A 21,109-nucleotide genomic window follows, 5' to 3' on the forward strand; every position below is an offset into this window, starting at 1 on the left:
CTCATGGAAAAGCCCATACATGATATTTTGCGAACTCAGAAGCAAAATCCTCTGGATGCTATCTTTGCGCCCAAAAGTGTGGCGGTAATTGGTGCTAGTGAAAGAGCTAACAGTGTAGGACGCACTCTATTATGGAACCTAATCAGTAATCCTTTTGGTGGAACCGTTTTCCCAGTCAATCCCCAACGACACAGCACACTGGGAATCAAAGCCTACCCGACTATCTTTGATGTTCCCGAAGCAGTAGATTTAGCAGTAATTGCTACCCCAGCACCAACAGTCCCAAGTATTATTACTCAATGCGTAGATGCAGGTGTCAAAAGTGCAATTATCCTTAGTGCTGGTTTTAAAGAAACTGGTGCTGAGGGTATCACCTTAGAACAGCAAATCCTAGAACAAGCCCATCGGGGTAAAATGCGGATTATCGGCCCTAACTGCTTAGGTGTAATGAGTCCGCGCACGGGTTTAAATGCGACTTTTGCCAGTGCAATGGCACGTCCTGGGAATGTCGGCTTTATTAGTCAAAGTGGAGCGCTCTGCACGGCTATTCTTGATTGGAGTTTTTCAGAAAACGTCGGATTTAGCGCCTTTGTTTCCCTTGGCTCCATGCTTGATGTCGGTTGGGGGGATTTAATTAACTATCTTGGTGATGACCCGCATACTAAAAGTATTGTTATTTACATGGAAGCCATCGGCGATGGGCGAGCATTTATGTCAGCAGCGCGTCAAGTTGCTTTAACAAAGCCGATTATTGTGATTAAAGCCGGACGTACTGAAGCCGCCGCAAAAGCCGCCGCATCTCATACTGGCGCATTAGCAGGAAGTGATCAAGTTCTCGATGCAGCTTTCCGGCGTTGTGGGGTATTACGCGTCAACAGTATCTCTGATTTGTTCGATATGGCAGAACTATTAGCAAAACAACCCCGTCCCCAAGGGCCACGCTTAACAATTTTGACTAACGCAGGTGGTCCCGGAGTGCTGGCTACTGATGCTCTGATTGCTACAGGTGGAGAAGTTGCCGAAATTTCTGAAGAGACTACCGCATCCCTTAACCAAATATTACCAGCACATTGGAGTCATGGTAATCCCATTGATATTTTAGGTGACGCTGACCCACACAGATATACTCAAGCCTTAGAAATTGCCGCTAAAGACCCCAATAGTGATGGCTTATTGGTGATTCTTACTCCCCAAGCGATGACAGATCCCACCCAAACAGCCGAACAATTGAAACCCTACGCGCAGATGGTTGGTAAACCCATCCTTGCTAGTTGGATGGGAGGAGCCGATGTAGCCGCAGGTGAGATGATTCTCAATAAAAACCACATCCCCACATATCCTTATCCTGATACTGCGGCTCGGATGTTTAGTTATATGTGGCAGTCTACCTATAACCTCCGTGGTATCTACGAAACTCCTGTAATATCTGCAATTGATTCTTCTTCAGGGATACCAGACCGGAACTGTGTTGAGAAAATTATCAAAGCAGCACGTCAGGCAGAGCGAACTATGCTCACAGAGTTTGAATCAAAGCAAATTCTAGCAGCTTATGGTGTTCCGGTGGTGACTACTTGCGTGGCTGAAAGTGAGGATGAAGCGGTTCGATGTGCTGAAAATATGGGCTATCCAGTTGTTTTAAAGGTTTTTTCCCACACCATTACGCATAAAACTGATGTTGGCGGTGTGCAGTTAAATCTCAGAGATGCTGAAGCTGTTAGACTAGCTTACAACGCCATTGCAGAATCAGTGAGTGCGAAAGTAGGTGTTGAGCATTTTTTAGGTGTAACTGTGCAGCCAATGGTAAAAATGGCTGGTTATGAACTGATTATTGGTAGTAGTCTTGATGCACAATTTGGCCCGGTGTTGGTTTTTGGTACAGGAGGAAAACTTGTGGAGATTTTTCGCGATCGCGCGATCGCACTTCCACCCCTAAATACTACCTTAGCCCGACGCATGATGGAGCAAACACAAATTTACAAAGCACTCCAAGGAGTCAGAGGACAAAAAAGTATTGATCTTGCCGCCCTTGAACAATTAATGGTAGTATTTAGTCAATTAGTTGTAGAACAGCCTGGGATTAAAGAAATTGATATAAACCCCTTGCTAGCTTCATCTGAGGAATTAATTGCCCTCGATGCTCGAATTATCCTGAAGCACAAAGAATTCTCATCCGAAGTTCCAGAAATATAATTTTGGCTTAAATTACGTCTTGTAGAACTTGGCGGGTGTTTTTCCAAGCCCAAATCCCCACACCTGCTACTACTATACTCATTCCTACCAAAACAGTTCTTAAGCCGAGAACATCAGTTAAAGGGCCGGTAATTGCTAAGGGTGCAGATAAAGCAATATTCACGATATGATTTTGAAAGCCAAATACTTTCCCGTGCATAGTGGGTGGTGTGCGCTGTTGAATTAAAGTTTGCATCGGTACACCAATTAAAGCCGCACCTATACCCAAAAATGCACTGAGTCCTAAAGCTAGAATTAAATTATGGGTGAAAGTGAACACCCCTAAAACCAACGACATGATCAAAAATCCCATCAGGGGTAAAGGCTTATGATGCAATTTATCACCCCAATGACCCAAAATTGCCGCACCAAATACCATACCCACCCCAGCTGCGGCTAAGAAAAAGCCAAATTGTTTTTCCTTCAAACCAAATTCGGCGGCTAATCTAATCGTCAAAACCATTAATGCGGCAAATACACAATATAAAGTAGTGAGTTGCAGCATGGCATTTAATATCAAACGATTTTGACTCAGATAGCGCAAGCCTGCTTTAAAGTCAGCCCAAGGATTAATTTCTGTACGCAGATCATCGCCAGATAATTTGTTTTCACCTCGAAAGTTAATTGGCTGTACCGCTAATGCCGATAATAAATATAATCCACCAACCACCATTTCTTGACCATAGCCTGCTCCTAACCAACTTTTGGCTAAACTTAATATTGGCTCTCCAATGGCAAAACCCACAATTAATGCTCCCATCATAGTGCTGCTATACAGTGCATTAGCTGCCATAAAATTCTCTTTTCGTACCAAAACAGGAATAGCAGCTTGCTCTGCTGGAGCAAAAAACTGTGCCAAGGTGGAGATTGCAAAGGTTAAGATCAAGAGAATAAAAAACTCTCGTGGTAAAAAGGCTATGAGCAGCATTAATAATGTCTGCAATACATTAGCGCCTACTAAAATGAACTTTTTAGAAAAGCGATCCACAAAGATACCACCCGCAGAACCGAATAAAATCGCCGGTAATGTGAAAGCCAGCATCAAAATTGAGTACATGGAGTTTTGGGCTAAACCCGGAGGCGGTTGGTAATTCTCCAGCAGCACCACCATTAAGACAAAGAATATTTTATCTCCTAACTGGGACAACAGCTGCCCAATCCATAGGAGCATAAAACTACGATTTTTTAGCAGGGCGCTAAATCCGTTATTGACAGCAGCTGGTTCAGTGGGAAACATTTATATACTGGGGATTGGGGATTGGGGATTGGGGATTGGGGAATAAACAAACTAATATTTTCCCTGGGTCTCCTGATCTCCTGCTCTTGTTAATTATTATTTTTGAATTGGAAATTGGAAATTTGCTCTTAATTTGGAATTGTTTAATCTTTACTTCTCCTTAGTCATTCTGGTTTCGGGACTTATTGTGTTCACAGGGTTTTATTAGTAGATGCAAAAATTCAGTTGCAGTCAGGCGCACAGGCGGGGGAGAATCTTTTATAGATGGATCTACCCACCAACCTTTGACTGTTTGGGGCGATCGCCACATGGATAAATGCTCAACTGCTGGTTCTGCATAAAAATTATCATGCCCACCACCCAATAATGAAGAACTCCAATGGGTAAAATAATCATGACTCAGGCGATGAATGGGAAAGTTTCCCGCCAGTGGTACTCCCCAGCCATCTATAGCAATAAAAGCTTTGATATTACCCCCTAACATTTGCCAGGAACAGGCTGCGCCCATTGCACCCACTACACCTGCACTAAAGCTAATGAATACAACTGGCGATTTTAGCTCATTCTGCAAGCGATCGCTTAAAAACTGCAAAATGTGAAGTGATGATAAAGCCAATAAACTTTCACCCGGATAAATCAGGATTTCGCCCCATTCTGACGCGTTTAAACTATCAGCGCCTGAAAAAAAGCATTCTGAGATAAACTTTTTCGTTAACGCTGGCTCATGAATTCCAGGGCAAATGATTATACTCATTCCTCTTCAGTAATAACAGGTTTTTTGTTATTTATCACAACTTTTGTATTCAATCAGACTTGGTTAACAGTAATTCCGAGTAAACAGACTACCAAGATCACTTTACTCAATTACTCAACCCTGCCTTCAGGATATATGAAAATTTACCCTTAACACAAATAAGATGTGAAATACAGAATCCTAAAATATTTATTTTTTCATACTCAGTAACGAGTAATAACCCCAGTATGGCTTTTGATATATTATTGTTAATTTTGTAGCTGTCCTATCCCCCTGGATGGGATAATAAACTACGAGTTAACAGAGCAATAAAGTTATTCCCTAACTTAATCGGCTTTCAACTCTGGTTTATATAGATTAATATTGAGGAAATCATTGTGGTTGCAACCCCAGAAAAACAGCAACACATCCACGAGCAGTTATCAGGTAAAGACAGAGTTGCTGTCTTACTTATGGGCTACGGTGAAGTTGAAAGCTATGAAGATTTTGCTAACTATAACGAACAGGCTTTAAATCTACTGACTGCAAAATTCGCACCAGTACCAACCTGGATTTATCCCCCTTTAGCAAAGCTATTGGCGTTATTTGACCGTCATGAATGGGGACACACTCACCATGATTTTATTTCCCCACACAATGCCATCTTTGAACAGCAACGCGCTGGTATAGAAAAGAACTTACAAGCCAAGTGGGGCGATCGCATCCAAGTTTTCAAAGCCTTTAACTTCTGTGCGCCCTACCTACCTGATCAAGTTTTAGCAGAAATTAAAAACCAAGGGTTCGAGAAAATCCTCATTTACCCCTTATTAGTCGTTGATTCCATCTTTACCAGTGGAATTGCAGTTGAGCAAGTTAACAATGCTTTAGCTGAGATTCCTGATGGAGAAGAACATTGGGTAAAAGCACAGCGTTACATCCCCTCCTTCTATAACGAACCAGCCTACATTGATTTATTGGCTAATCTCGTTGAGGAAAAGATTTCCGCCGAAGTAGGTGCAGCATACCTACCTTCTCAAATCGGTATTATCTTAATGAATCATGGTTGTCCCCACAAAGCCAAAGGATTCACCTCTGGAATTACCGAAAGTCAAACACTATATGATTTAGTCCGGGATAAGTTAATTAACCGCTATCCTTTAATTTCCGTGGGTTGGCTGAACCATGACACACCTTTAATTGAATGGACATTGCCAAATGCCGAACAAGCTGCTAATAACTTGATTCAATTGGGTGCAAAAGCAGTAATATTTATGCCCATTGGCTTTGCGACAGAAAACCACGAAACTCTATTAGATGTACACCACATCATTCATGATTTAGCGAAAAAGCATCCTGATGTGAGTTATGTCCAAATGGCCTGTGTTAACGACAAGCCAGAATTTTTGGAAATGGCTGCTGAATGGGCAAATGCTCATATTGCGGAGTTAATGAATCAGGAAGCTATGGCGGTTAATCCCCAGTTAGCGGGAAGTCACCATCACCATCATCATCATTAGACATCGAGCAAATCTAAATCTGATCTAACCGTTGTAGAGACGTTGTATGCAACGTCTCTACATTTTTTGTCACCCTGAGAGAATATCATCCCCATAGCTCAAGTTTCGTTGTTAATCTGAAAGTAACTAGAAGATTTGGGTGCAACCGTCTTCACAAGCAACAGTTTCAGGAGGGAATGATGACACAACCTAACTTAACCCCAGCTATTGCTGTCAATATCCCAAATACACTCACACTTCAAGTTTCCCATGAGCAATTTGTTGATTTGGCACTGGCTAACCGAGATTTACAATTAGAACGAAATGCTACGGGGGAGTTAATTATTATGCCACCCACCGGAAGTTATACCGGAAAAAGAAACTTTGAAATCGCTGGACAACTGTGGTTGTGGAACCGTCAAACTAAATTAGGGGAAGCCTTTGATTCTTCAACAGGTTTTAGTCTTCCGAATGGTGCTAATCGCTCTCCTGATGCAGCTTGGGTAAGTAAACAAAGATGGGATGCTCTGACTTTAGAACAGCAAGAAACTTTTGCGCCAATTTGTCCTGATTTTGTGCTGGAATTACGTTCTAAAACAGACTCTCTAGAAAAGTTGCAAGCAAAGATGAGAGAATATATAGAAAATGGTGCTGGTTTGGGTTGGTTGATTGACCGCAAAAATCAACGAGTGGAAATTTATCGTCCTGGTAGAAATGTGGAAGTTTTAGATCATCCTGTTAGTTTATCAGGGGAAGATATTTTACCTGGGTTTATGTTGGATTTAACTGAGGTTTGGAGTTGACTGGAATTTAAAGAAGTTGCTGAATTTTATTGACTGCATTGATTATCAGAGAAAATGTCTTTTCTATTTCGGCTCTAGTTGTAAATTTACCAATACCAATTCTTAAAGCTCCTTCAATCAGATTTTCTGCAAGATTCATCGCTTGTAAAACGTGAGAGGGTGTAACAACACCGGAAGAACAAGCCGCACCTGTGGAAATGGCTAATTGATGGCGAACTCTCGCAATAATTGCACTATTAGGAATATTCGGGATAGCAATATGTAAGTTACCTGATAAACGGTTGTTTAAGTCTCCGTTAATGACTAAATCAGGTATTTGTGATTGTAGCAAGTTTTGGAGTTGGTTTCGCATAAGTGCGATCGCCTGTTCATCTTTTTCCATCTCCAACCGTCTCCAGTGACAAGCTTCACCTAAACCAGCAATTCCGGGGACGTTGAGTGTACCTGATCTGATTCCCTGTTGATGTCCACCACCATATATAATTGGTTGCAGGTGTTCACCTTTTTTGATGACTAACGCACCAACTCCTTTGGGCGCATAAAGTTTATGTCCAGAAATAGCTAAATAGGTAATACCCCAGTCTTGAAAGTTGAGAGGAATTTTACCTACGGCTTGGGAAGCGTCACAGAGAAAAGGAATATTGTAGGAAGATGCGATCGCCCCAATTTTTGCAGTAGGATAAATTGTACCCACTTCATTATTAGCAGCCATTACACACAGCAGAGAAGCACCCTCAGCGCAGACTTTTTCCAGATGTTCTAAATCAATTTGAGCTTGTTGATTGACTTTTAACCAAACAATTTCGGCTAACTTTTTTTTCGCTAATGCAGCACAAGTATCTAAAACCGCCTTGTGTTCCACAGGGGAAACAATGATTTTGCATGGGTGATGCTGTTGGGAAACATAACCTTGAATGGCTAAATTAATGCTTTCTGTTGCACCAGAGGTAAAAATAATCTCCTTGGGGGAAGCATTGATTAATTCGGCTATTTGTTGACGGGTTTGTTTAACAACTTTTGCTGCTTCATCTCCATATATATGATCTACACTATTGGCATTACCAAAGGCATTAGTCATATAATACATGACTTTTTCTGCTACTCTCAAATCAACGGGAGTAGTTGCATGATAATCAAGGTAAATTATCGTTTCTTGTCTAGTCATTTTTTTAAACGCAAAGGTACGCAAAGGTAACGCGGAGGTACGCAGAGAATTATCCAAACTCTCTGCGCCTCTGCGCCTGGTGCGTGAGTTTTCATCATAACTCATTCTCTAAAAATCTTCTGGCAACTCTCCCCCAATCAATGCGAGTATCTTGGGCGTTTTCTTTGCGTTTACCATCTAATTCATCTTCATATCTCGCCCATGCCATTAATAGTAATTTTAAACCATCTAAGGAGTTAATCAACCGAGTCCGTAAAGTCTCAATATCGGCTTTATCTACATCCATTTCTAAGATTTCTACTAAATTTTCATAAGCCGGATGATTGGTATTTAAGCTCACAATAATTGCTCCTCCTCTCGATTTCACAGAGAAGAAAGCGGAACTATCAAGGGGAGATTGGGCAAAGGTATATTTTAAACCATCATCTACAGTTGTTGCTGCTAATAATTCTGCTTGTGTTTCAGTTACTCCCTCTGCTTTTAAAGTTTCTTTAATAACTTGTTTTCGTTCTGCTTTTGGTAATTGTTCATCTGCATCACTCTTACCTTTATGACCCTGTATTTTACGTTCTTGGGTAATAGTTGTAGCTACTTTCTCAGGTTTATAAGGGTCGTGGCGTTTTTCACTGGTACGAGTTCCTTTAGTTTGTGCTTTGATTAAACGCCGAATTACACTCAGTTGACTGCTAATTTTATGCGCTAATTCTAATAATGGATATTTGGGATCTTCGTCTTGGAGTAGTTCTTCTTTAAGTTGAGCAACGGTTTTTCCTTCTTCTAATAAAGATTCAATATCTAGTTGGAGAATTTCTGCAAAATTACGGGCTGATTGCTTGTTATTCGTAACTCCAAAAATATCATCAAGAGATGGGGGAAAGTCTACTTCAATGCCCCACCAGCGTTCTGTAGGGTCATAATTATTAACTAAGTTTTGGTCTAATTCTAATTCTCTACCTGCACGCACTACAGAAAGACCAACATTTTTAGAAGCGTGTTTTCCATGAGGTAAATCACCGGGGTTTTTTCCTGGTTCGGCTTGACGGGCTGATTCTTTAGCGTAAGAAAAGCGAATTTTTACATCATGTTCTTTTTCTTTAAAGTTAATCTTATAAGTTGCTTCATAAGATGTATCTCCTTCCCAGGGCTGAAACATTGCTTGATTATCATAAGGTGCGGGACAGGATGTTTTTTCGATTAAATAGCCTGGGTCATTAGGACGAGCATTTTTTGCCAAGATAATATCATATAAGGCATCTAAATCAAAGGCTACCATGCGAATTTTAACTTTTTCATCATTCAGGAATTTGCGGTACATTCTCCCGATCACAAATTCAGAATTATCAATAATTGCTTTTCCAGTTCGCCACATACAACGGTCTATATTTGACCAAACTACTAATGTGCCACTATGACCAAATTCATCTGCGATTTTTGTCCAAATCATCGGAATTGGTTGAGTAGTAGGTTCTGGTACTTCCGTCATCTGACGACTTTTAATTTCATTTAGATCAAGGTAACTATGGAGTGCGTTTTCTACTCCATTTTGCCATGTCCAGACATCAACCCGTTGACATTGGGAAATAGAGGAAGATGGTAAACCCATGCCAAAACGACCGATTCCGGTATGTTTATCTTCAGCTAAATAAGTACCATTACCAAATTGCAGGGCTAGACGTAAAACGTCAGCATCCATACCTTTACCATTATCTAATACTGCGATTTGTTCAATGCGCGATCGCTTTCTTTCTTCTACCTGTTGTTTACGTTCACCACAGAGTAATTCTACCTGAGATGCACCGGCTTGAATGGCATTATCCATTAATTCGGCGATCGCATAAGCCGCATTTTTATAACCATTATCCCGCATTGCTTGCACAGCCAGGTGAGCCGGAACAATATCATGGGGGTTGCTATTCATGGGTTTTTCCTCCAAACGTCTTCCCAATTGTGAAAAGCTGATGCTACAGACCCAAAACCGGGGAGTTGACTATCAACAACGGTGACAATTTCGGCGGTAGCATTTCCGCCAGCTTTGAGTCCTCTGATGGCTCGTCCTACCATTTGGCTGTAGAGTACAAGGGATTTGGTGGGACGGGCGATAACGGCCGCACTGGTTTTTGGTGCAAGGAGAAGCCAGTAGTTAAAACCCCGTAGTTACATAAAATCTTGGTTTGGGGCTGGTCGTCTTTAAAATTTTGGATGATGCGTTCTTGTTCTGATTTGGGGGTGTTACCTGTCACAGCATCAGCATTGAAGCCTCTTAAACGCAAAATTGAAGTGATGAGTTGAGCGTGTTCAACGGAGGTATTAAAAACGATAATGCGGTGATGATGTTGGGCGAGTGCTTCGAGTTCCAGGATAATGCGGAGGTTGCGTTGTTCGTCTTCAGCTAACCAATGGAGAATATATTGGGGAATATCTAACTCTGTATTAATCCGATTCAGGTCTTGGGGACTGAGTTCAATACCACTTTCGTAGAATAAGGAGCGATAGTTAGCTTGAGCTAGGTATTGTTCCTCGACCAGATAATCTATAGGGTTGTCATAACCTGGAATTTCTAAAGTAACTTTCTGTTGGGCGAAGAATTTCGCTAGTTGTGCATCAGTGTTAATATCAGCCCAAGTGCGTCCGGGTGTAGCGGTTAAACCCAGTAAGGCGGTTTTTTCGTAGGGGACAACTAAAGCATCTAATACGAGTTGATAGGTTTGGGCTACAGCTTGATGGGCTTCGTCTATAACTACCAAAGAGGAACGCACACCGAGTTGATTAATAAAGCGAATACTCTTTTTAGCGGCGTTGTATACTTTGGCTAATCCTGCTACTATGAAACCATCTTCAACCTGTTCTAAATCTAAATCATGGCTACCCCAGAAGCGGTAAGTTGAGATGGTGCGATGGCGTAAACGCCCAACATAGCTGAACGCCTACACAGTCCCATGCTTTTTGAAATTCTGTAACCGCTTGCTCACAAAGTTCTTCACTATATGCCAACCAAATCACTAGAGTTGGTTCATTATTTCTCAGCGTAAACCCAATTAGCACTAAAACCCTGAATAGTTGCTAAAGAAATTAAAGGTTTAAGAGTTCTTTCATAAGCATTATTTAGAATTTCTAAATTTAATAAATCATTGGCTTGATTAACTTTCAATTCTGCAACAAAAGATTCGACATCATTTAACCATTTATTTTGAGAAACTTTTTGATGATAAATATCTAAGCCTAAATATTGCAACTTAACAAAATTATCAAAATATTTTTCAGATGGTAGATTATTAGATTTAGAAGAATTAACAGATTTTGTAGTTGGAATTAAATTCCATAATTGATCATGAGCAACAAATGACCAAGGTAGATAATGATCTAATGATATTTCATCCTTATTTAATTGAATTTGAGAATAAATACATTTAATATCCTGATGTTCTAAAATAGTTTTCCAATATTGAGTTTGTTTAATTAAAGAATCTCTTTGTTGTGGCATAAATAGTTTTTTAACCACATTGGGAATACTAGGGTTTCTTTGTTGCATATAATTTAACCATTCCCAAGATACCCAACCCCTAACTATTGTGTAATTTTTCTCTAAATATTCTACCCAATCAGGGTGTATAATAATTGCGTTACAATCTTTTTGATTGTCAGCGTTAAAGCAATATAAAGGCTTATGTCTATAGAATTGATTGTTAGCTAAATTAATGATAGTTGGATTAACATCATAATCTTTTAATCTTCTAGTTTCTTGAGTAAAGAAAGGACGAATTAACCGATAAGAAACATAGCGATTAATAGAGCTAATAATATCTTCAATATTTTGATTATTAATAGTATTACGTAGAATTTTCTTATCCGGCTCTCTAAAATTTAAAAGTGGTTCTTTAAGTTCTAATTCCAAATTATCTAATTTATTAGCGATTTGGTCTATCTTCCCAAAAGAAAGTTTAAAATATTTGTGAGGATACCAAGCATTAGCCAACATCTCAACAATAATTTCCCGAAAACTAATGGCTGATAGATTATCAAAATTTCTTCGTTTAAGAATATCTAATAATGATAAAAAATAAAGATATTTATAAGAGTTAGTCGTTGAATCAAATAGTCCTGCTAATGCTGAAATATTTAAATTATCAGCAATTGGTAAGTTATACATATTCAATTTGCGATCAAATTCTATTTGTGAATACTTTCACGTAACTTTGAAATTAAATCTTTTGGCTTTTCACCAGACATCAGCAAAATTGCCAATAGGTTTAAATCCAAATCTGGTAAAAGTTGACTTTGATTTATTTGCTCAAACTTATTACCATGCAGATAATATAATCAAAATTGATTATTCTGCCAAAACCAAACCTCTGGTACACCCAAACCTTGATAAATTAATAAATCATTAATTCCGCCACTAGTTACAACTATTTCAATCGCCAAATCAGGAACAGGTTTTTCAGCATTAAAACAATAACATTCATCTGGTTCTATACCTCTAGCGACTGCTTCTCTTCTGAAAGTCGTTGAGCCTAAAGGATAAAAATCAATATCAATTTCTAAAAAATAAGTTTCCAACAATAAAGCTATAATTTTTTTATCTAATCCCCAGTCGTGCTTTGATGCGGTCAAGATATTCGTAAGTTTCCGGTAACTCTTTATGGGTATCACAAAAAAAATATTCCATTTCTGGAATTTCCTTATGTAGTAATACTGCTAAAGCGGTACTATCCTTACCCCCGGAGATACCTAATATATGTTTAACCTTTTTCTCTGCCATGCTTATTTTTAGTGCTTTTTGGCAAGTTTATTTATATTTCTCATATTTTAGCAAACATGGAAATCTTTTGTATAGCATTTTGCAAAAACTTTATTAAATACAGTGAAATTACTGGTTAGTTGGATTTTTCTAAACTAGCTACTCTATTTTTTAGTATATGAGTATTGCTGGTATAGCTAATCTTCCAGAGGTAGTCACGCGCATTGTTCAAGTTTCTAACCAGTTATCTAATTTTAAGTTGGCAATATTTTCAAAATCTTTGATATTATTAGTAATCAGAATATCCTCACGAGAACGAGCCACAGATGCAATCAAGGCATCAAATTCTCCAGTTGGTTTGCCAATGTTTCGGAGTTCGCTTTGAATCTTGCCAAATTCCATAGCTGCATCTAAATCAAATTGTTCCACTGGCAACAATTCGATGAACTGTTCTAAGGTCTCTAGATTTTTGGCTACTTGTCGAGAACAATAAACACCTTTGTATAGTTCTGAAACTACAATGATGGACAGATAGCATTGACTAAAAAAGCGATTGAATTTAGTCACAGCTTGGGGATTTTCTTTCAGTAGGGCAATACAAATATTCGTATCTAGTAGATACATTAGCCGTTATCCTGATTATCCAGTGAGTCTATATTTCTGCCTTGATAAATATGGCGTTGTTGGTCAATTTCAGTAAATATTTCTGTTAATTCCGGTTGATTTTTCCAAGCACCAAATAATTGATTGAGTCTAGCTAATCTCTCTTCTTCTGTTAATAGTGGTTTTGGTTCTGTAACTGGATTGGTAATAAATCCTACTTCTATTGTGATTTCGGTTCCATCTGGAATATTACTAAGTTGTCCTAAAATTTCAATATTTTGACCACGTTTTATCCCTCTAACTTTCATGTTTAATTATCTCCTGCGCTAACATACCCATTCATAATCTGATTTGAAAACCCCAAAAATCAAAACAAGACTATCCATAAGAGTTACACTACATACCTCTGTCCCAAAAGCATTACTTATTTTTTAACTTACGCTTCATTTCTAAGTATTGCTGAAACGTGGAATCAGAAATGCACTCATCAATAAACTTCTCCAGTTCATTCCTCATTGTGCTGTCAATAAATTGACAGTAATCCTTAAACAGTTCCCTCTTACCCTCTGGAAGATAGAAACCAAGATATTCTTGTCCTTGACGCTTCTCTATCACAAATAAATTTTGCACATCATCAATACCCATCATAAAGCGTGAAGTTTCAATATATATATTGTACTATACATAAATATGTATGGTACGATTGGATAGGCATTAATCCGACTTGACAATATTAAATTAGGTGAATTATGAATGACACGCTTTATACATGACAAATTTGCTAAAGACTATCTGGAAGAAATACTCAAAGATTATGGAGAAGTCAAGTCATCAGAAAAAGTCTCAGGAGAGATTAAGGAAATAGATGTTTTATTCACTCCTGACAAACAGGAAAATTCTAACTTACAAATACTGGGTTTACTAGGAAGATTTGCTCAAAATCCTGCAATATTGGAACCATTCCGCAATCCAGCCTCCAACGATGAAATCTGCGACTGTATTCTCAAATTATTAGAAATCAAGGCTTGCTTGCGGCGAGAAGCTAAAGCAAATAAAACCAAACTTCAAGACTCAGAAATTCCCCAATTGTGGGTTCTGACACCTACCGTATCTGAAACTAGATTGTCTAGCTTTGGAACCAGACAAAAAGAAGGTTGGTTATCGGGAGTACATTTTCTACCAGATGCTTTGCGAACAGCAATTGTGGCGATACATCAACTACCGCAAACGCCGGAAACATTATGGTTACGACTTTTGGGTAGAGGAAATGTACAATCACAAGCGATTATAGAGTTGCAGGCGTTACCATTAAATCATCCATACCAGAAAGCAACCTTGGAATTAGTTTATAACTTGCGTGAAAACTTGAAAGTAAATCAAGAATTAGAAGCAGATGATAGGGAGTTAGTTATGCGATTAGAACCACTGTATCAAAGAGACAGAGAACAAGCTGTACAGTCTGGAGAACAACGTTTAATTATACGTCAACTCAATCGCCGTATTGGAGAAATCAATGAATCATTAATCGAGAAAATTAAAGGATTATCCATTGAAAAATTAGAAAATCTAGGAGAAGCATTACTAGACTTTTCTAGTGTAGGTGATTTAGAAACTTGGTTAAACCAACAACCAAAATAAATCCCCATCAAATGAAGTTTATCATAGCCCCCTCCTCGCTTGCGGGGAGGGGGTTGGGGGTGGGGTTCTTTTATTTCAATAAACTAAAATTATCCATAAAAAACTAAACAAAGTAAATCTTCTTCTTCCGCTCAAATTTTATTTACGAATACTTTCACGGAACTTGGAAATTAAATCCTTTGGTTTTTCACCAGACATCACTAAAATTGCCAATAGCTTTAAATCTAAATCTGGTAAAAGTTGACTTTGATTTATTTGCTCATACTTATTACCACGCAGATAATATAATGAAAATTGATGATTCTGCCAAAACCAAACCTCTGGTACACCCAAACCTTGATAAATTAACAAATCATTAATTCCCCCACTGGTGACAACTATTTCAATCGCCAAATCAGGAACAGGTTTTTCAGAATTAAAACAATAACATTCATCTGGTTCTATACCTCTAGCGGCTGCTTCTCTTCTAAAAGTCGTTGATCCTAAAGGATAAAAATCAATACCAATTTCTAAAAAATAAGTTTCCAACAATAAAGCTATAATTTTTTTATCAACCTCATGACGGCGACTAGGTGACATTATTTCTAAAGTACCTTCTAAATATTTAAAGCGATAATGAGAATTATTTTGGCAACTTTTTAATAGTGTCTCATATATATCCCAGCTAATGCCATTCATGAGTAAAATTTGGTCAGAATCAACGTTGTTTAATGCTGATTGACTTGTTAATTCTTCCCATTGGCTCAATTTTGCTAGTAAACCTAACATTGTCACTGCTCCAAAATCGCTTTGATTTCTGTGAAAATTAAGAGGTTCAGATCCCCGACTTCTCAAAGAAGTTAGGAATCTTGTTTTTCACGAATGATTTAAGATTCTCTTCCCCCATCATAAAGCCTCTGTTAGCCAAAATTCTTCCCCTGGATATTTTCATCAGGTCGTTTTTCTGCAATCTGAATCACCCCCTCGCTGAAAGCAGGAGTTAAAATCCGTTCATTCAACCTCGCCAAAACCGCTTGTCTTAACTGCAAATCATCCGGTAATTCAGCCAGAATTTTATCAACAATCTTTTCAACCTGCGATTCTCTCCCATGATCTACCCATACCATTTGATGAATTTCTTCACCATCTGGACGAGTCATGGTAATCCGTCTTCCCTCAAAACCTTCACCCTTAGCGGCTACTTCCTTTTGTACAGCTTCCAGATTCTTAAACCGGCGCACCAAATCGGCTAACTTCATCTCAAATGCAGTCACATCCTCATCAGTCCATGATTCTGCCGGTTTATCAGCCACAATCATCACCAAAGCTTCCAACCACTGAGAATCACTGGCTTTTTCATCCGATGCGGCTTGAGTAAAGCGTTTTAATAAAGGTTCAATACATTTTCCCGCCAAATAATTCGCCCTGACCCGTAAATCTTCCCGCAGTTTTGTTTCCTTACTTCTAACACCAAAAGCTTCATATAGCAGTTTTTGACAATCACCCAACAAATGATCATAAGCTGTATGAATATCTCGCAAAGCTTTAACTAACTTAATGCGGAGGGTTTTAGCTGTTATCCCATCATCCCCAGCTTCAGTACCAATTGCAGGTAAATTACAAGCTTGCGGCAAAGCTTTAAATAACAATTCATCAGGTTCAATAGTAGTTTGTAATGCCCTTAAAATCGCTCTCGATTCATTTTCAATTCGTTGGGTCTTTTGAGTATATTTAGGCAGCTTCTTCACAAATTGATAAAGGGGAGTAACCACCGTTAACAAAGTTGCATTACGAACCTTAGTCAATTGTTTTAACTGCGGATTTCGTAAAATTGCTTCTAACTCTTTGAATACTTCCGCCCTTAATCCTAAAACTGCAAAATACTTAACTGCAAAACGTTCAGGATATTTGACTAATAATTCAAAATGTTCTGTTCCTAAAACTGGAATAAATGTTCCATCTTGATACACTCCCAAATCATCAGCGTGATACAACAGAACCGCCGCTATAATCACAGGAATTGCACCTTGCTTAACGCCATAGGGAGGTGCGGCTAAACGTTGATAAACTAAATCAAAAGTTTGGCTTTTTTCCATCGCTGATAAACAAAAATCTTCTACCACATCCCAAAGAGAATTCAAACCCGAATTTTCTGATGGTGGTAAAAAGTCCCAATAATCATCTTCCTGTTGATGAATCCCTGTTTGTTCTAACAGAGAATAATACATACAAACTTCGGGACCATAACCTTCTAACCCTAATCTTTCCTCATTTTGATGTTCCAACATAGCCTGAATCAATTCTCGTCTAGCTTTTGTCCCCTGAGAGGTTAAATCTCGACGGTTAATTAATTCATTCCAGAGAATGGGACTTTGATGATAAACTTGATCGCAAATATCTGAAAGTTTGCCATTAAAATCAGTAACATTATTGAGTTTGGTGAGTTTTCCTTCTACCCAACATTTCTGATTTATCCCAATACTAAAAGATTGACTGAGGTTTTCATCTAAAGATTGTTCAGCTTCTAGTAAACGATAATTTACCTCTTTTCTCGCCACCCCATCAGTTTGTAATTCCTTAGCTGTTTTTTTGATATTATTCAAAGCCACAAATTCTAGGGTGCGAATCCTCAAAATAGCTAAATTCGCTGCACTCAAAATGACCAAGGGTTTACCATCGCTCGTTGTGGAAGGAACAGCATCAGGAATTTCTTCATCTACCCAATACCCCACAAAACCATCCGCATCAACGCTACTACAACTTAATTGCTGCAAATCGTGGGATTTATCTAAATAATGGCGTTCAAAATAACGTAAAGTCCCCTTTTGGTAGCTGTGACGTTGAGCTACTAAAGGTCTGAGAGGACGGTGGAAAGATAGCAGTTTTACTAAAGGCGATCGCTCTTGTTCGATATAATTAGATAACTCACTATCAACATTAAAATCAGAACCTTGCCAAATCCGCAATTCATCTAATTGACGACGATGAGTAATTAAGTTATGATTCAGCAATTGATCAATAATATCTTGCCAATAATTAAGCTGTGCTGTTGAGGGAGAATCGCACATAGCTAAACAGACTAAAGTTCTCGTCGCTCTCATTGAACCCGTAACAGTAATGAGGTTCAAAATCCCAATAGTTTTAAGTACCCTGAGACTATCTTCTTCTAAGCGTTTAGCATCACTAATTAAATCTTGAATTTCCACCCATCTTTGCAAATTAGGACGAGAAGCTAAACCCATCCCAGCCGCTTCAATGAAATAGTCATAAATCCGGTATAATTTCAGAGTCGGAAAGCTATCATCTGCAACCGTGACTTCATCTAAGAAATTCCGAAAAGATAAAGGTTCACTACTGGTTAAAAACGTAAATAAAGAACGGTCATTTTGAGCATAACGTTGGCAAAGTGTTGGTAAAACCAAAGCAGACAAAGGATGTAGCGGATAAACTGCCTCAATTACCTTATCAGTGACTTCTTCACCAATAATCTGTGATTCCAAATATTCAAACCACTCCTGAGCATTACTATGAATAGCACAGCTAATTTTTTCAGATGCTGAAGAGTCAATTGCTTGACCAATTAACCGCATCATTTGCCCAGATGATTCCGCAAAAGGAATATCCTCAAATCTTCCTTGAATCTTCGCCCATTCGTTGCGTTGAACAGATGCTAAACGTTGACCATATTCAGCAAAAGCTTGATGTAAAATCCCTAAAATATAAACAGGAGTTTTGCTATCTTTGGGTAACTCAGCTAACTGTTGTAAAAGATATAAATCTTCAGCCCCTTGTTCATGAGAAGCATACTCTAAATTTTTACCCAGTTCATCAATAACCAGTAAAATACCCGCTTGAGATTCCTGAGCCAGTTCTAAAACCAAACCAGGAATTTCTTTACTGTCAACCGTTCTACCAGCATTAATTTCAGTTTCTAAATCTAGCAATTTTTGAACAACATTAATATTATTTCTCTCAGTCAGATTCCCAAAATTATTAACACCAATTAATAAAGCCCGGATAACAGTATGACTAATTGGTTCTCTTTGTCCCGTAGCAACAGCCCTAATTAATCCTACAGAATTAGTTTTTTCTTGAATTAATTGATAAATATTGTTTTCTGTTCCTAAAGCTTCCTCAGCTATAGATAAAGCTGTCCTGTGCATTCTACTCTCAGAACCAGCAACCAGTGAAATTAAAAAATGAGCAAAAGCAGACTTACCAGTACCATAGACACTGGTTAAAGTCCAAGCCCTATTTCCTGCATCAGAACTAAAAGTATTAATAATCCTTCCTAGAGATTCAACTGCTCTTTGAGTGAGAATATAACCCTCTAAAGCTTCCACACTTTCTAAATCCCGTTCTAAATTAATTGAACGAGTATAGCGACGCTCAAGACTGAAATAATGGGATAATTTTTGGTTAGTCATAAATTTACTTAATTCTTTTATACCATTCCCTAGTCTGTATTCATCTGCGTTCGATCATCATTTATTACCATTTGCTGTATCAAGAATTATAATACTTTCCTAAAACTTCTTGAGTTAAAATATCTGGTTTTTCATTAAAAGATAACTGAATTAACCCTGCCGTATCAGAAAGAATTAGCGTCTTAAAGTTTTGAATAACTATCTCAATAGCTTCACACAAAACATTTTCAGTTAATTTAAACACCATCCCCGGACTACCTTCATCATAAAGTAAACGAGAAATGGCAATTGTTTTTGTACTACCTACCCAAGCGGCATATTCTAAACAAGCAGCAACTATAATCTCTGCTGGTAAATTCGTTTTATTACCAATTTTAAACTGATAATTTTTCCCAAAAGTCCGAATTAAACCCAGTTCATTAAAAGGACAATCAATAGAATCTTCAATTGGACTATTATTGCTCACAAAATCCTGTGAAGCATACATTCTTAAAATACAATTTACATCTTTAATAAACGAAGATTCAGCAATATTTTTATTGAAATTGTCTATATACTCGTTAAGTCCTGCTAAAATGTCTGCCTTTGTAAACTCTGAATCCCGAAATATATTAAATATATAATACCAAGCAGCAGCTTCACAAGTAGGTTTTAACAAATTCCAATGTAACAACCATAATGATGCAGGGTCTTCTAAATAAGGGTCCCATCCATCGTTTCCCAAAAGTTGCTCACCAAAACTTGTTGGAGAATTATTTTTATCAATAATTTTAAAAGCATTACACCAATAGCGCATAGAGCGTACCATATTCTTACCCACACCCAAACGCACAGGTGCATCATCTTGTAAGAAAATTCCGGAATTTGTTTTCACAGCATCAAATCCTTTTTTCAGCCAACCAAAACGAGGGTGAAAAGTTTCATGGTTGGCAAATATTGGATTTACGGGATTTACTGGAGTTTCAATATTTTTTAAGTTCAGTGTAGTTTGCATCACGATAAAATGTATAAATAGCAACTATTTTTGTTATTATGACTCAAAGGAGACAAAATTTAGTTAATTCAGTAAAAAATTTATTTAAATTTAAATGATATTAACCAGTTGATTTTCCTGATATTTGCTTGAATTCAGTGAAAATCAGGAACCCAAATAAAAATCCCCGAATTCTTCAAGAATTCGCGGATCTGAGTCTCTCGGTGTTGACAGTATCTAATCAACTCCGCGCAACTTGCGAGTATTGTCTACTAAACTCTGAGCAAAATTATCAAATCTTTCAGCTAGCTTTTCATCCAGCAACTTCCCTTCAGGACTAAAAGCACTCCAGGCTTTTCCAATAGAAATTTGCTCTGGTATCACCCAGCCATGTACTGCTCTGACAATGATCCGCAGGTCATTGAGTGCATTACTATTAGACTGACCTCCCAATATACTAATCAGTCCGGTGACTTTATCCGAGAGTTCATCAAAACTCATCAAATCTAAAGTATTTTTTAAAACACCACTCACACCGCCATGATATTCTGGTGTTGCTAAAATTAACCCATCAGCACCACTCACGGTATCACGCAACCGTTGCACGTCTGGGTATGCTGAATAATCTTTTCCACCATGACACAATGGTAAATTCAATTGCCGCACATCTAAAATTTCTACTTCTGCACCCAAGGCTTCTACCCGTTGTGCTGCTACTTTTAAAGCGATTTGGGTGTAGGAATCAGGTCTTAAACTACCACCAAGCCCAACAATTTTTACCATAATTCACCCATCAACTCAATATTTTGCTACACCACCAGGATATCTACAAGGCGGAATCATTACGACTATGTTTATAGTAACGATTTATATTTTTATCGTCAATTTACATTGTGAGAATGGGTGGCGATCGCTGTCAAGTAGCTGTAGTTGTATTTTTTATCACTAAAAGTCAAAAATGCCATAGCAAACCAGAGAAACTGGGGAATAGCTTTGTCTAGAAGTTAGACTAGATGAGAAAATAGTGATTTCCAGTTATGGCAATTTTTGCTAGAAGAATAGGCATAAAATCAGCCCTCAGCTGATGC

General features: G+C 38.2%; 20 protein-coding genes. 4 read left to right on the top strand and 16 right to left on the bottom strand.

The window, feature by feature from the left end; all coding sequences use genetic code 11:
* Positions 1 to 3: 3 nt before the first annotated feature.
* Positions 4 to 2,190 (top strand): acetate--CoA ligase family protein, encoded by a 2,187-nt coding sequence (locus NSP_RS12390; protein WP_017804111.1) that lies wholly within the window; start codon positions 4 to 6, stop codon positions 2,188 to 2,190.
* Between the two features lie 7 nt (positions 2,191 to 2,197).
* Here NSP_RS12390 and NSP_RS12395 read toward each other — a convergent pair whose 3' ends face one another.
* Positions 2,198 to 3,466 (bottom strand): MFS transporter, encoded by a 1,269-nt coding sequence (locus NSP_RS12395; RefSeq protein ID WP_006195763.1) that lies wholly within the window; start codon positions 3,464 to 3,466, stop codon positions 2,198 to 2,200.
* Between the two features lie 160 nt (positions 3,467 to 3,626).
* Positions 3,627 to 4,220 carry a hypothetical protein gene (locus tag NSP_RS12400; protein WP_006195761.1) on the bottom strand — a complete coding sequence of 198 codons (594 nt, stop codon included), beginning with the start codon at positions 4,218 to 4,220 and terminating at the stop codon, positions 3,627 to 3,629.
* A gap of 377 nt (positions 4,221 to 4,597) precedes the next feature.
* Between NSP_RS12400 and NSP_RS12405 the strand changes: the two genes are divergently transcribed.
* Together NSP_RS12405 and NSP_RS12410 are read left to right on the top strand one after the other, a co-directional pair.
* Entirely contained in the window at positions 4,598 to 5,716 is a 1,119-nt protein-coding gene (locus NSP_RS12405; RefSeq protein WP_006195760.1) for a ferrochelatase, read from the top strand.
* 179 nt (positions 5,717 to 5,895) lie between these two features.
* The gene (locus NSP_RS12410; RefSeq protein WP_006195759.1) at positions 5,896 to 6,498 is read left to right on the top strand and encodes a Uma2 family endonuclease; all 603 of its coding nucleotides are present in this window, start codon (positions 5,896 to 5,898) and stop codon (positions 6,496 to 6,498) included.
* Between the two features lie 7 nt (positions 6,499 to 6,505).
* Here the strand turns inward: NSP_RS12410 and NSP_RS12415 are convergent, their stop codons facing one another.
* The 10 genes from NSP_RS12415 to NSP_RS12450 all read right to left on the bottom strand — a co-directional run bounded on the left by NSP_RS12415 (position 6,506) and on the right by NSP_RS12450 (position 13,652).
* Positions 6,506 to 7,663: a cysteine desulfurase family protein gene (locus tag NSP_RS12415; protein WP_173403283.1), complete on the bottom strand. Its 1,158-nt coding sequence runs from the start codon at positions 7,661 to 7,663 to the stop codon at positions 6,506 to 6,508.
* Positions 7,664 to 7,757: 94 nt separating this feature from the next.
* Complete coding sequence (locus NSP_RS12420; RefSeq protein ID WP_006195757.1) at positions 7,758 to 9,581, bottom strand: ATP-binding protein; 1,824 nt, start codon at positions 9,579 to 9,581, stop codon at positions 7,758 to 7,760.
* Positions 9,578 to 9,724, bottom strand: a complete 147-nt coding sequence (locus NSP_RS26915) for a hypothetical protein (RefSeq protein ID WP_006195756.1) — start codon at positions 9,722 to 9,724, stop codon at positions 9,578 to 9,580. The genes NSP_RS12420 and NSP_RS26915 overlap by 4 nt, the downstream gene beginning before the upstream one ends.
* A complete protein-coding gene (locus NSP_RS26920; RefSeq protein WP_338107277.1) occupies positions 9,718 to 10,551 on the bottom strand; it encodes a DEAD/DEAH box helicase in 834 nt (277 codons plus the stop codon). Before NSP_RS26920 ends, NSP_RS26915 begins: the two co-directional genes overlap by 7 nt.
* 125 nt (positions 10,552 to 10,676) lie before the next feature.
* Entirely contained in the window at positions 10,677 to 11,810 is a 1,134-nt protein-coding gene (locus NSP_RS24770) for an HNH endonuclease domain-containing protein (RefSeq protein ID WP_006195753.1), read from the bottom strand.
* Between the two features lie 170 nt (positions 11,811 to 11,980).
* Positions 11,981 to 12,274 carry a Uma2 family endonuclease gene (locus tag NSP_RS12435; RefSeq protein ID WP_006195752.1) on the bottom strand — a complete coding sequence of 98 codons (294 nt, stop codon included), beginning with the start codon at positions 12,272 to 12,274 and terminating at the stop codon, positions 11,981 to 11,983.
* Complete coding sequence (locus tag NSP_RS24165) at positions 12,240 to 12,422, bottom strand: phosphoadenosine phosphosulfate reductase domain-containing protein (RefSeq protein ID WP_006195751.1); 183 nt, start codon at positions 12,420 to 12,422, stop codon at positions 12,240 to 12,242. Before NSP_RS24165 ends, NSP_RS12435 begins: the two co-directional genes overlap by 35 nt.
* A gap of 207 nt (positions 12,423 to 12,629) precedes the next feature.
* Positions 12,630 to 13,025 (bottom strand): type II toxin-antitoxin system VapC family toxin, encoded by a 396-nt coding sequence (locus NSP_RS12440; RefSeq protein WP_006195750.1) that lies wholly within the window; start codon positions 13,023 to 13,025, stop codon positions 12,630 to 12,632.
* Entirely contained in the window at positions 13,025 to 13,312 is a 288-nt protein-coding gene (locus NSP_RS12445; RefSeq protein ID WP_006195749.1) for a hypothetical protein, read from the bottom strand. Before NSP_RS12445 ends, NSP_RS12440 begins: the two co-directional genes overlap by 1 nt.
* Before the next feature lie 112 nt (positions 13,313 to 13,424).
* Positions 13,425 to 13,652, bottom strand: coding sequence for a hypothetical protein (locus tag NSP_RS12450; RefSeq protein WP_006195748.1), 228 nt, complete (start codon positions 13,650 to 13,652; stop codon positions 13,425 to 13,427).
* 105 nt (positions 13,653 to 13,757) lie between these two features.
* Here NSP_RS12450 and NSP_RS12455 point away from each other — a divergent pair, with 105 nt between their 5' ends.
* A complete protein-coding gene (locus tag NSP_RS12455; protein ID WP_006195747.1) occupies positions 13,758 to 14,642 on the top strand; it encodes a DUF4351 domain-containing protein in 885 nt (294 codons plus the stop codon).
* Positions 14,643 to 14,780: 138 nt separating this feature from the next.
* Here the strand turns inward: NSP_RS12455 and NSP_RS12460 are convergent, their stop codons facing one another.
* The 4 genes from NSP_RS12460 to NSP_RS12475 all read right to left on the bottom strand — a co-directional run bounded on the left by NSP_RS12460 (position 14,781) and on the right by NSP_RS12475 (position 20,804).
* Positions 14,781 to 15,410 carry a Uma2 family endonuclease gene (locus tag NSP_RS12460; protein WP_006195746.1) on the bottom strand — a complete coding sequence of 210 codons (630 nt, stop codon included), beginning with the start codon at positions 15,408 to 15,410 and terminating at the stop codon, positions 14,781 to 14,783.
* Positions 15,411 to 15,541: 131 nt separating this feature from the next.
* Entirely contained in the window at positions 15,542 to 19,048 is a 3,507-nt protein-coding gene (locus NSP_RS12465) for a hypothetical protein (protein ID WP_006195745.1), read from the bottom strand.
* A 79-nt stretch (positions 19,049 to 19,127) separates the two neighbouring features.
* Positions 19,128 to 20,042 (bottom strand): DUF4007 family protein, encoded by a 915-nt coding sequence (locus NSP_RS12470; protein ID WP_006195744.1) that lies wholly within the window; start codon positions 20,040 to 20,042, stop codon positions 19,128 to 19,130.
* Between the two features lie 216 nt (positions 20,043 to 20,258).
* Positions 20,259 to 20,804, bottom strand: a complete 546-nt coding sequence (locus NSP_RS12475; protein ID WP_006195743.1) for an NADPH-dependent FMN reductase — start codon at positions 20,802 to 20,804, stop codon at positions 20,259 to 20,261.
* Positions 20,805 to 21,109: the final 305 nt, after the last annotated feature.

Source organism: Nodularia spumigena CCY9414 (assembly GCF_000340565.2).
GTDB classification, from domain to species: Bacteria; Cyanobacteriota; Cyanobacteriia; order Cyanobacteriales; family Nostocaceae; genus Nodularia; species Nodularia spumigena.

Bases quoted from the DNA above. Each gene is read 5' to 3' on its own strand.
- NSP_RS12390 (WP_017804111.1), top strand. From the start codon at position 4: ATGGAAAAGCCCATACATGATATTTTGCGAACTCAGAAGCAAAATCCT.
- NSP_RS12395 (WP_006195763.1), bottom strand. From the start codon at position 3,466: ATGTTTCCCACTGAACCAGCTGCTGTCAATAACGGATTTAGCGCCCTG.
- NSP_RS12400 (WP_006195761.1), bottom strand. From the start codon at position 4,220: ATGAGTATAATCATTTGCCCTGGAATTCATGAGCCAGCGTTAACGAAA.
- NSP_RS12410 (WP_006195759.1), top strand. From the start codon at position 5,896: ATGACACAACCTAACTTAACCCCAGCTATTGCTGTCAATATCCCAAAT.
- NSP_RS12415 (WP_173403283.1), bottom strand. From the start codon at position 7,663: ATGACTAGACAAGAAACGATAATTTACCTTGATTATCATGCAACTACT.
- NSP_RS12420 (WP_006195757.1), bottom strand. From the start codon at position 9,581: ATGAATAGCAACCCCCATGATATTGTTCCGGCTCACCTGGCTGTGCAA.
- NSP_RS26915 (WP_006195756.1), bottom strand. From the start codon at position 9,724: ATGGTAGGACGAGCCATCAGAGGACTCAAAGCTGGCGGAAATGCTACC.
- NSP_RS24770 (WP_006195753.1), bottom strand. From the start codon at position 11,810: ATGTATAACTTACCAATTGCTGATAATTTAAATATTTCAGCATTAGCA.
- NSP_RS24165 (WP_006195751.1), bottom strand. From the start codon at position 12,422: ATGGCAGAGAAAAAGGTTAAACATATATTAGGTATCTCCGGGGGTAAG.
- NSP_RS12440 (WP_006195750.1), bottom strand. From the start codon at position 13,025: ATGTATCTACTAGATACGAATATTTGTATTGCCCTACTGAAAGAAAAT.
- NSP_RS12445 (WP_006195749.1), bottom strand. From the start codon at position 13,312: ATGAAAGTTAGAGGGATAAAACGTGGTCAAAATATTGAAATTTTAGGA.
- NSP_RS12450 (WP_006195748.1), bottom strand. From the start codon at position 13,652: ATGATGGGTATTGATGATGTGCAAAATTTATTTGTGATAGAGAAGCGT.
- NSP_RS12455 (WP_006195747.1), top strand. From the start codon at position 13,758: ATGACACGCTTTATACATGACAAATTTGCTAAAGACTATCTGGAAGAA.
- NSP_RS12460 (WP_006195746.1), bottom strand. From the start codon at position 15,410: ATGTTAGGTTTACTAGCAAAATTGAGCCAATGGGAAGAATTAACAAGT.
- NSP_RS12465 (WP_006195745.1), bottom strand. From the start codon at position 19,048: ATGACTAACCAAAAATTATCCCATTATTTCAGTCTTGAGCGTCGCTAT.
- NSP_RS12470 (WP_006195744.1), bottom strand. From the start codon at position 20,042: ATGCAAACTACACTGAACTTAAAAAATATTGAAACTCCAGTAAATCCC.
- NSP_RS12475 (WP_006195743.1), bottom strand. From the start codon at position 20,804: ATGGTAAAAATTGTTGGGCTTGGTGGTAGTTTAAGACCTGATTCCTAC.